Here is a 10,177-nt window from a genome sequence, read left to right as displayed (position 1 = left end):
CTGGTCTTGGAATCGTCCCGGGAAGCCGGGGTGGTACTTCAGCGTCTTGAACTGCGCTTCCGAGAACGGATTGTCGTCCGAGACGCGCGGCCGGGAGAGCGATCGCGTGATGCCGAGATCGGCGAGGAGCTGTGCCGTGCACCTTGAGCGCACCGTGAAGGACGGGAGCCCCTCGAGATTGTGCTAGCAGATCGGCAAGGTTCACTTCCATTTCAGTAGCCAGGCCTCCGATAGGGGTCCACAGCGCTGTGATCCTGGGGCCATCGCGGGACGAAGGATTCCCGCCTTCGCGCAACGGGATCGGTTCGTGGCTCAGCTCCATCGACTCAAGCCCTCCCTTGTCGTAATTGTGGCGTTGTGGAGCAAGCCCACGCTGCATCCGATCGACGTTGCCTGCTCCCCAGCGTTCACTTGCATTGGGCACGGCTCCTTGGTTCTTCCAGTAGCGTGCTCGAATCGTGCTCCAGGCAGGCGCTTTTCCTCTTGCGGTGTCAACGAGTAGACATCATCCCCAACTCGCCACACCCCGAAGAAAGCGCTGCTCGATCACACCAGTGGCTCCTATCGCAAGAAAATGTACGCCCCGCCTCTACTCGCGCAAGAACATCGCTATGTCGTCGATCGCATCTTGTGCTCGGTCGCCAACTTCATCGTCGGTGCGCAGCTCCTTCAAAACAGGCAGGACTGTATCAAGCTCAAGTTCGCCGTGTATTCGAGCGAGATGTCCGAGACATGTTGCAGCCAGTCCACGCACCTCGGCACTGCCATGCTTGCAAAACTCCAAACACCGAGACCCAGCGCCAGTTGGAGTCGTGGTATGAAACGGCGAGCAGTGCATCGCAGATATCGTTGGAGTTCCCCGACTTGAACGCTTGCTCGGCGTCCTCGCGCCGGATCGGGAGCGGCTCTTGGTAGGTTCCCGCCATCAGTCCGTGAGTATCCTGCCTCGATGTGTTACCTGACCCGATCGGATCAGTTTGCTTTGCATTGGCGGCGGTAGCTGATCGAAGGCACGAACGTGCCCGTGGAACAACGTATTTCGTCACAAGAGGAAGACTAGGTGGAATGGCACACCCTTCGATGCCCACTCTTCGGCGCAAAACAGCCACGATTCAATCAGGGATCCGGCCGAACCAGGGGAAGTACTCCAAAGTTGGTGGGAGTTCCGAACCAACAATACATAGCCCTTGCCCGAGAGCCATTCCAAGTCCCGGAGACATTCGTCAACTGCGTCCCAGTTTCCTCCGAAGTAGTCAGGAAATGACATCGCGGATGCAAGCTTCCGGAAGAGCGAATCGTCCCCAGAGACATTGGAGACGTCACACTCCATCAGCAATAGACCCGAGCCATCGGCTGTTGTCACAACCGCCCCAAATTCTTCCTCATCGGTGAAATGCACGCATCGACAGGACGCGGTCATCAGATCAGGCCGCGCCATTAGCGCCTCCTCGGATCAATCTCGGTGAACGATCCGTAGTGATCGTCGGTGTAGAAGCTCCGGGCACTGTCCTGATCAACGACGACACGGCGTGCGCCGCGATTGGGTGCCCCTGGAGTTTCGACCGTGTACTCTCGGTAGTTCCCCTCTGGCAGCCTTCCCTGGTCATTCCGGAATACAATCCCATCCCGCCTATAGGGGAAGGGGCCACTCGACTCGATGCGATCAAGAGTTCTGTTCACCTCCTGTAGCCGATCCGAATCTCGGAAAGGTAGCAGCCGCTTCCCCGCCTTCGACGCACCTCGAAGAAAGCGCTGCTCGATCGCACCGGCGCCTCCTGTTGCAAGATAGAAGACCGCTTCACCGATATTCGGAGGCTCTGTGAAACCGGCACCCAACGAGGCGAAAGCAGAACCAACGCGAAGACCGCCCGACCGAAGGCTTGTGCGCTGGAACGCCGACTGGAAATCATCCGGGCTGGAATAGCTGCTCTGGTAGAAGTTTCGCCAGATATTCTCCGAGGCGTCGAGGTTCGAGGCGGCCTGCTGGTCGAGGAATCGCGAGAGTCCCCACGATACCCCTCGGATTCCCGCTTCCCGAAAGCCACCGATGAGGGAGCCGAAGAAACTTGGTTGTCCAACAGAAAGGTATGATCCCCTGTCTTCGTTCCCAGTCGGATCGATCCGGTTGACCGGGTTGTTCCGCACATACGAGTACGGGTTCCAACTCATGGGGTCGGCAGGGTCCGGAACGATCGAATCGGGCTGCAGGAAGCGGCCAAGAGCCGGGTCATACCACCGGGCCCCGTAGTCGTAGAGCCCAACCTCGTCTTCGAAGCGCTGCCCCGTAAAGCCGAAGTCCTCGGGCAATGTGGCGCCGCCTCCGGTCGCTGCCTGGCCAAAAGGCCGGTAGTAACTCGTCTGCGGCGTGGCTCCGTCCCAGAAGGTCATCACCACGGTGCTGCCGAGGTGATCCGTGTGGTAGAAACGCGTGTTCGAGGGGACGGTGGCGTGGGCCGGCTCCGGGGCCAGCAGCACGCCGGTCGGGATGCCATAGGCGATGAGGTGCAGGAGAACCATCGCGGCTGCTGCCAACCGTCGCCTTGTCGCATAGGGCGCCGCTCTTCTCCCCGCCCGAATCGCCAGGGCCAGGAGGCCTAGGAGGAGGCAGGGGAGGAAGTGGTACCAGGGGGCGTAGTCGCCGTAGATGGCGGGGAGGACGCCAGCGCAGGGTGGAGTACCAGGGTTGAAGTTCGGGATGGTGCGCGTGGCGATCGTCTGGTCACCCAGCTGGACGTGGATGATGCCTTCCTGGTCCGTGATGTTGTACTCGAACTCGGGGGCCACGCGATGGAGGTTGGTCGTGAGGGTACCGCCGGTGTAGTAGCGGAGGTGACCGAGGTCGCCGTCGGCGTGGTAGTTGTAGAGGGCCGTGTTGACGCTCGAGTCCTGAACGGTCCCCAAGCGGCCCAGGGGGTCGTAGTCGTATCCGCGGCTACCGAGGGCCTCCAGGTTGCCGTCGGCATCGTAGGTGACGGCATCGGCGCCGATCTGGCTTGGGGCGTGAGGCCGAGTGCCGGCGTAGACCGAGGCGACACCACCCGTGCAGCTACCTCCCGAAGTTGGGGCGGTGGCATCCTGGCAGGTCAAGTTGCCGAGAGTGTCGTAGCCGTAGTGAAGGGTTTGGCTACCCAACGTAGGTCCGTAGGGCCCGAAAGCGCTCTTGAGCCTTCCCACGTTGTCGTAGGCGAAGGCCCAGTTCTTGGTTTGTGCCGAGTCGTTGATCATCAGCACGAAGTCGTTGGCCCAGTAGGTGTAGTCTCGGCTGGCGAGCGATCCTGTCGCACCGATGTCGATCTTGCTTGCGCGTCCCGTGTAGGAGCCGGAGCTGGTCCCTTCGAGTTCGATCTCGGTCGGAACACCGTTGCCGGCGGTCCACTTCGCAATGCGAAGTAGCGCGTCCCATTCGACGCCGGTGGCGTAGTCGCCGTCCGGGTCGGAGACGCCGGTGACGTAGCCCAAGGCATCTCGCGTCCACGTGAGCTGGGTCCCCGTGGGAACCTGCTCCCCAATGAGGTCACCCAGCATGTTATAGGTGAACGAGAAGCCGAGCGCGCCCTGCTGGCGTGTAGCCACCATGCCCAGCGGGTGGTAGCTGCCGACATGTGTATCGTAGACACCAGAGGCACTGATGAAGGTGGCGCGGCCGATCGAATTGGACACCGCCGGATCATCGTAGAACCAGCTGTCGCTAATCCCGGAACCCAGGCGCGTCTTCGGCCGGTCAAGCGGATCGTAGGTCCAGGTGACGGCATCTACAGTTCCCGACTCCGGACCGTCCTGGACCAGGAGGTTGCCGTTCGCATCGTATGCCGTGAACTGGATCAATCCTCGGTCGGGGTCGTCCACCGACGTACGACGGCCTAGGTCGTCGTACGCAATCGTCAACACGTCGTTCGCGCCAGTCGGAGGAGTGACGTGCTCCAGCTCGCCAGCCCCGTTGTAACTGAACGTGGTCGCGTTGTCGAGAGGGCTCTCGACGGAACTCGCCTCACCGAACCCGTTCTGCACGGTCTTCCGCTGAATGCCGATTGGGTCGGCGACCAACGTAGAGTCAGCACCGTACGTCGTGTTCCAGATCCGGCCGGTCCCCGGCCGAGTGACTTTCGTGACGCGATCGAGTCCGTCGTACTCGTAGAGCGTTTCCTCGGTTGCCAATCCCCCGAACTTCGGGATCGTCTCCGCCGCGACGCGGCCAAGACCGTCATAGCGTGTGCCTTTGACGATCGAAGTCGCTTCAGAACCGCCGTGCATGGGTCCGTCGGTCTGGGTCTCGATCGGGCGACCGAAGCCGTCCAGCAGAGTCGTGGTGGACCGAGATGAACCGCCAGTAGCGACCTGCACGGATTCGGTGACGGAGGCAGTGCAACCGCTTCCGTCGCACGGTGTATCGTCGTAAGCCCAAGTCTTGTGGGCGTAGACCGTTCCGGACTGCCGAACGTCCTCCACAGTGGGGCGCCCGAGGACGTCGTAGCAGCGGACCGTCTCGACGAGATTGGGATCGGCCTGAACTGCCGGAAGGCCCGCCGCATTGGGGTAGGCCGTGCAGATCGAATCCGATTGGTAGGCTGTCGCGGTGACGTGACTCAGACCGTTGACGGAGAGCGCCGGGTAGCCGAAAGCAGGTTGGCCAGCCGGCGGGGTGTAGGTCGTGATGGTCCTCCCCTCGCCCGTACCGAGTTCGCCTGCGTTTTCCCGCGGATTGACGGTGATGGCGGGCGCACCAAATGCCGTGTACGTGAACGTGGTCGTCGGGCCGGCGATTCCGGACGATATGTCTTCGATTTCGATCTGCGAGGTCAGCTCGCCCTTCGTGCCCAGGCTCCCTAAGACCTGGCCATCGTAGAGGAAATCCGTCCTGCGGATCACGGTCGAACCCTCTGAGCGCTCGCGCCGACTCACCCGATCACGGATTCGGCCGTTGGGATCCGACGCGTACTGGAGGGAGGTTCGTCTTGGTACGTCGCTCACGACATCCGTGCAGTCTTCGTCCGAAACGAGACCCAGGGCGACGATTTCGAGCGGGTTGCCGTCGATATCGTAGTTCTCCACATGCGTCGCAGTCCGGCGGAACACACTGCTGTTGGCAGGGTCGTACTGGGTCTTGGTCGTGCACTCCGGGAGCGCTTCGAATCCCTTTGTTGCCAGATTGTCGGGGCGGTACTTGATGGAGGTTTCTTCGAGAATTGTCGTGCTGGCGCCGCTGATCTGGCTGATCTTCGTTCGTTTCGGGACGCCAAGCAGTTCTACTTCCTGGTGGAAATGGTGAATTCGCTCACGCACACCCTGGAAGCTCGCGGCCGGCCCTTCGCCTTCGGCCACCTCGACACGCCCGAAACCAAGGAACTCACCCTCGACCGGGTCGTAGGCTCCCTCGTAGTAGGCGTACTCGGTGCGGCCAATCGCGCCGCCGCGGCCGTCGTCTGTTTCGATGGCCGAAACGACCTGTTTCGGAAAAGGAAGACGCCCGTGCACGCTTCCCACCCCATCGGTATGAGGGAATTGCGAGCCGGACTCGATGAAGTCGGTCGAACTGGAATAGTCCAGGTAGGTCGTCCCACCGAGAGGATGCTCGATGTCGGTCAGCAGGTCGGGAACACGGCCTTGGTTGATGGTCACACCCGAGCCGTTGTGGTTCGAGACGAAGGAGTCCACCAGGCCATCGCCGTTGATGTCCCCCAGGCGGACACCACTATCCGAACCGTTGTTGTGAACAAAGACATTCGCGGGGGCCCAGTCGTCATTGCGAACCCAGGCAGAGGCAGGGAGCTGAACAACTTCACCGTCATTCAGCCATGCGCGATAGATCGGGTTCCCTGAACCATTGGCATCACCCCGGAGCACATCAAGTTGACCGTCGCCGTTGACGTCGACGAGCCGAATCCCCTTGTCATGGTGGCTCGCGCCACCATCCCCGATCATGTACTCCGGAAGCTGCCAGCCGGTGCTTGCACTGGTAGAAAAAGTCCCATCCCCGTGGTTGAGCCGGAACCAGTTCTCTGCCGGCAGAACGGGGTTGTGCGGCTGAGAAACGTAGTGCCGCGAGTATCCGTAGTCAGCCAACCCGTCGGAGTTGACATCGCCGAATACCAATCCTCGACGCTCCATGATCCAAAAATTGAAGAGCGCACTGCCAATCGCGTTGTTGAGGCCATAGACACACCTGTCTTGGTGCTGCGAGTGCGAACAAGGTACTCGGTAGCGATCTGAGTAGAGAAAGAACCCGTTCGATCCCGAGACGCCCGCACTCGCCATTGGCGGATTGCCGAACGATCCTCCGCCAAGGTTGGCTGCATAGCTATCCGAGGTCCAGGTCAAATAGGTTCCCGGGGCGTTCTTCCTGTCCACCCTGGCCTGACCTCGCAAATTCAGCTCTGGCAGACCATCACCATTGAGGTCTGCTACGACAACATTTCCTTCCGTAGTACCAGTTCGAGGGCCCAGACCCTGCTGTCGATTGACAGTAAGTCTCGCCGTTCCCAGCAGGCTATATCCCGGCCAAGTTTGACTCTGCCATCCATTCGGCGTGCTCACGATGAACTCGGATCCGTGAAGGTGGACTACCCCGCTTCCACCACTCTTGAAATAGTGAGTGGAAGCGATGAAGTCCGGGCGGCCATCCCTGGTGAGATCCGAGGCTAGCCAGGCTGTTTGGTGCCACTTATTGTCGTACTTGGCCGCAAGCACTACCGGGACTGCAGGTGACCCCGCAAGGGGCAGAGGATGAGAGTGCTGCGCCGTAAACGATTGGCCGGTATTGAGATACAGAACCGAGCCATTCGTGGTAGAGCTGTAGACATCGGGCAGGCCATCGCCATTCATATCCGCAAGGATCGTTCCCGTGTAATACCCATTCCAGGTAATACTTGGCGCTTGTACGGGGTCGCCTGCCGCATCGTAGAAAACCCAGCTCGTATCACCAACGAATCTCGGCACGGGTGAGTTGGTGTTCGTGCTGTACGTGAAACGCGTCTCCGTCGCGGGCGTGGTACCACCTTGCGATCCGTCGGTGGTTCCGTGGACAACAACCGAGTCCAAGAGAAGTCGTCCAGACTCGGCACTCTTCGAGTAAGCCGGCTCGTAGCGGCGGATCCGTTCTCCGTTCCCGCCCTCGACGACGACCTCCTTCAACTGGACCGCTAGCCGCTGAAGAAACCCTGCGCGGTAGCTATCTCGAGCCGTGCCGAGGATCCTCGAGTCTGGCCCGGGCTCCAAGACGAAATCGATTCGCCAGCCATCACCGGCGAGTTGGCCGTAGGTGACCTCGTCAAGGAACGCGTATCCGTTGTCGTGCTGATAGACGTAGTCGATTTGATTCCCATGTGGATCTTCCTCACGTGCGACCAACCACTCGAATGTCAGCCCTGCACTCTTCTCCACATGCGCGGTCGGGACAGCTTGGCCGTCCCTCCAGCCGTACGTTCGCTCGATGCCATCTTTCGTCGTAACCCTCCAGTAGTTGTTCGCAACATCTAGCTCGATCTTCGCGAACGACTCGCTCCGGGTTCGGTACGTGTCGATGTTGCCGGATGTTCCTTCGAAGACGAGAAGCTGTCCGTCCAGCTCGTACTGATCCCGCTTTTCGCAGTAGGTCTTGTACGTCTGTGCCGAGCTTCCAGACCCGTAGTAGACGAGATCCTGAGGGCACGGATCTGGGGCTGTCGGATCACACGAGACCGTCGGGTTGGCAGAGCAGAAACCAGCATCCGAATATCGCGGCGTACCGTCGCGCAGAGAACGGCGAATCGAAGACGCTCCAAGGCTCCAGCCGTATCCCACCCAGGAATCGCTCCGGGAACCACTGTTGTACCTGAGCGCCAGCCGGGGCGTCATTCCTCCCGGGTCTTGCGGGACGTCTATGGGAATCTCGTGGACGGCGTCGCCTGTGAAGAGCGAAGAAGTGGCCGACGCCGGGCCTCGGTTCGTTGGATTCGGCCGTCCGAGCCGGCTGGAGAACTGCGAAGAGTCGTCGATGGTGGCCAGCGCAGCGGTCGGGCCAAGGAGCGGCTGGAAGACGAGCAGGAACGTGAGAAGGCCGTGAAGCGCGCGTCGGAGATGCAAGGGGAGACTCCAGCTGAAATTCTGTGTCCAGAACGAATGAAAGAAGGGTGCGTGCGAGCGGCTATCGCACCTTTGCGGAAAGGCCCGTGATCTGGCCGCTGAGAACGACGTAGAAGGGCTTCCCGGGTGCAGTCGGTGCGAAATCGCCATTGACGGCGGACGCAACGAGCTGGACATACCCGGATGCGGGGTCCAAAGGCACACCCTGTCGGCTTGCCTCTACCTTCCCTCGGGTCGAACTCGTGGACTTCGACGTGAAATGCAAAGGGAAGGTTGTCAGGCCCTTGGAGCCCGCAACCTTGATGCTTGCCACGACGTCGATCTCAAGATCAAACCCGGATGGTCCACGCTTCAAACTGCCAGCTGCGCCCGAGGACATGCTCCACTTTGCTCGCTTTCCACTTGGATACGTGATCTCAGGAATACTCAGGCCAGACGGATCGACGCGAACTGACCATTCGTCCGGAGAGACCTGCTTCAGCGTGAGCTCGATGGACCCGCCTGGAACCTGAAAGTCCTTCGACGCTCCCTCGAAATGGACGAAGGAGAGATGATCGAGGGCCAATGTCTCCGCGATGGCCGCGCTCGAGATCCCAACGAACATGCACCAGGCGAGCACCCCTGTACCAATTCGCATCAGTTGCCCCTTTGTTGGTCACCCCATTTTGGGGGTCCAGTCCCTTCAACTAACACAACGGAGTCCCGTTGTACCTCGAAGTGAATTGCAAGTCGATGGAAAAATCGACTCGAAAGAAAACAACCTCTCCCCGACGAGCCAAACAGCAATCCGCCGTACCCGATCTGTGGTTCTAGGATTGCCCTGGCTGTCAGAACGCAACGGAAGAGAACTTCATGATTACCTCAGGATTCGTATCTCCTGAATCGGTTAGGGTTTCACCGGATCGTTGGTTGGGAGTTGCACCGGATTGCTGATGGGAACGTCAAAGGCCGCGAGCAGTCGCAGCGTCGTGCCTGCGCGATCCGTGCTTGCGTGTTGCCGACGAACGCGCGGGCCGCGTAGACCGGACCTATGAACCCTGTACCAGCCTCGGAAATGGCCTCGATCCGAGGCCAGCCAAGGCGAACCACCGAACGCGAGCCGCCTGGACTTCCAAGGAGGAGCGGTTGTAACGTGGGTGCCCCTCGCAGATGGTTCATCGAATGCGCGACCTCGTTCATCAGCACTCGCACCCACCGCGAAGACGGCGGATCCCATTGCGGGGCGAGAAACGCCGGAAACTCCCGGCGAGATCCCATTTCAACACTCGTGCTGAGCTGGATCTGCAAGCGCGTAGAGAATCAAGCCATGGCCCCAGCTGCGGGATTCCGGTGTAGGTGGGCTAGGAAACCGGCGATGAACGGTGTCAAATCGGTACGCGTCTCTGATCCGAGACACTCCGCCCTTCGGTGTCAGGTGCTCTTCTTCGGTTTTCTCGTCTCGGCGTTTCTGGTTGGGCACCCTGGGGTGGGGCGAGCTGACCTGCTGGAGCCAGGTGAGCGAATGTCCGTACGTGAGCTGGCGTGGTCATGGTCGGAAGGCGGCCTGTGGCGATTCGCTCCAGTACCTGCGCTGGACGCCAAGTACCGTGTGGTCTCCGGTCCAAATTTTCGTTTCCGCGCGATTCAGGTCGAAGCGTCCGGTCCGGTTGTGTTCTGGTTGCCTCACCTTGAAGGCCGAAGCCGCGTTGCGGAGCTAGCCGCGCGCTCACTCAGCTCGAAAGGCCTGGAGGTCGCAGCACTTCTTCCGCCCTCCCGTGCCCTGGGAGACGACCCAACCGCCGAAGATTGGATCGAACTCATGGAGGAACGAGTGCGTGCAGGTCGCGCAGCCACCCGCGAGTTCAGCACCGGGAAGGACTGTGTCGTGGTCGTGGGCATGAGCCTCGGCGGACTTGCAGCGTTCCCCCTCACGGTGCTCGAGGAAGGCGTCGACGGACTGGTGCTGATGCTGGCAGGCGGGGATCTTGGTGTAAGCGGTCGGATATCGCCGTTCTTCCCGGGCTCGCCGGCGAGATGTAGACCCACCGCATGACAATCCGGGAGGAGGCGGCATGCGGGTGCAAGCGAACGGGAAGGTGAGGCGGTCGAGCGAGGAGTGGCGGGAGATTCTCGACCGGTT

The 10,177-nt window shown here is 60.7% G+C and carries 4 protein-coding genes and 1 pseudogene; 1 reads left to right on the top strand and 4 read right to left on the bottom strand.

The window, feature by feature from the left end:
* From GY937_25715 to GY937_25700, 4 genes and pseudogenes are all read right to left on the bottom strand, one after another.
* Positions 1 to 147: pseudogene (locus tag GY937_25715) on the bottom strand (transposase family protein).
* An 895-nt stretch (positions 148 to 1,042) separates the two neighbouring features.
* The gene (locus GY937_25710) at positions 1,043 to 1,438 is read right to left on the bottom strand and encodes a barstar family protein (protein ID MCP5060114.1); all 396 of its coding nucleotides are present in this window, start codon (positions 1,436 to 1,438) and stop codon (positions 1,043 to 1,045) included.
* Positions 1,438 to 8,058 (bottom strand): hypothetical protein, encoded by a 6,621-nt coding sequence (locus tag GY937_25705; protein ID MCP5060113.1) that lies wholly within the window; start codon positions 8,056 to 8,058, stop codon positions 1,438 to 1,440. The genes GY937_25710 and GY937_25705 overlap by 1 nt, the downstream gene beginning before the upstream one ends.
* 61 nt (positions 8,059 to 8,119) lie before the next feature.
* Positions 8,120 to 8,695: a hypothetical protein gene (locus GY937_25700; protein ID MCP5060112.1), complete on the bottom strand. Its 576-nt coding sequence runs from the start codon at positions 8,693 to 8,695 to the stop codon at positions 8,120 to 8,122.
* Between the two features lie 864 nt (positions 8,696 to 9,559).
* Between GY937_25700 and GY937_25695 the strand changes: the two genes are divergently transcribed.
* Positions 9,560 to 10,090: a hypothetical protein gene (locus tag GY937_25695; protein ID MCP5060111.1), complete on the top strand. Its 531-nt coding sequence runs from the start codon at positions 9,560 to 9,562 to the stop codon at positions 10,088 to 10,090.
* The last annotated feature ends 87 nt before the right edge of the window (positions 10,091 to 10,177 follow it).

This window comes from bacterium (assembly GCA_024228115.1).
GTDB lineage: Bacteria > Myxococcota_A > UBA9160 > UBA9160 > UBA6930.
This window is presented reverse-complemented; position numbering and strand designations above follow the sequence as displayed.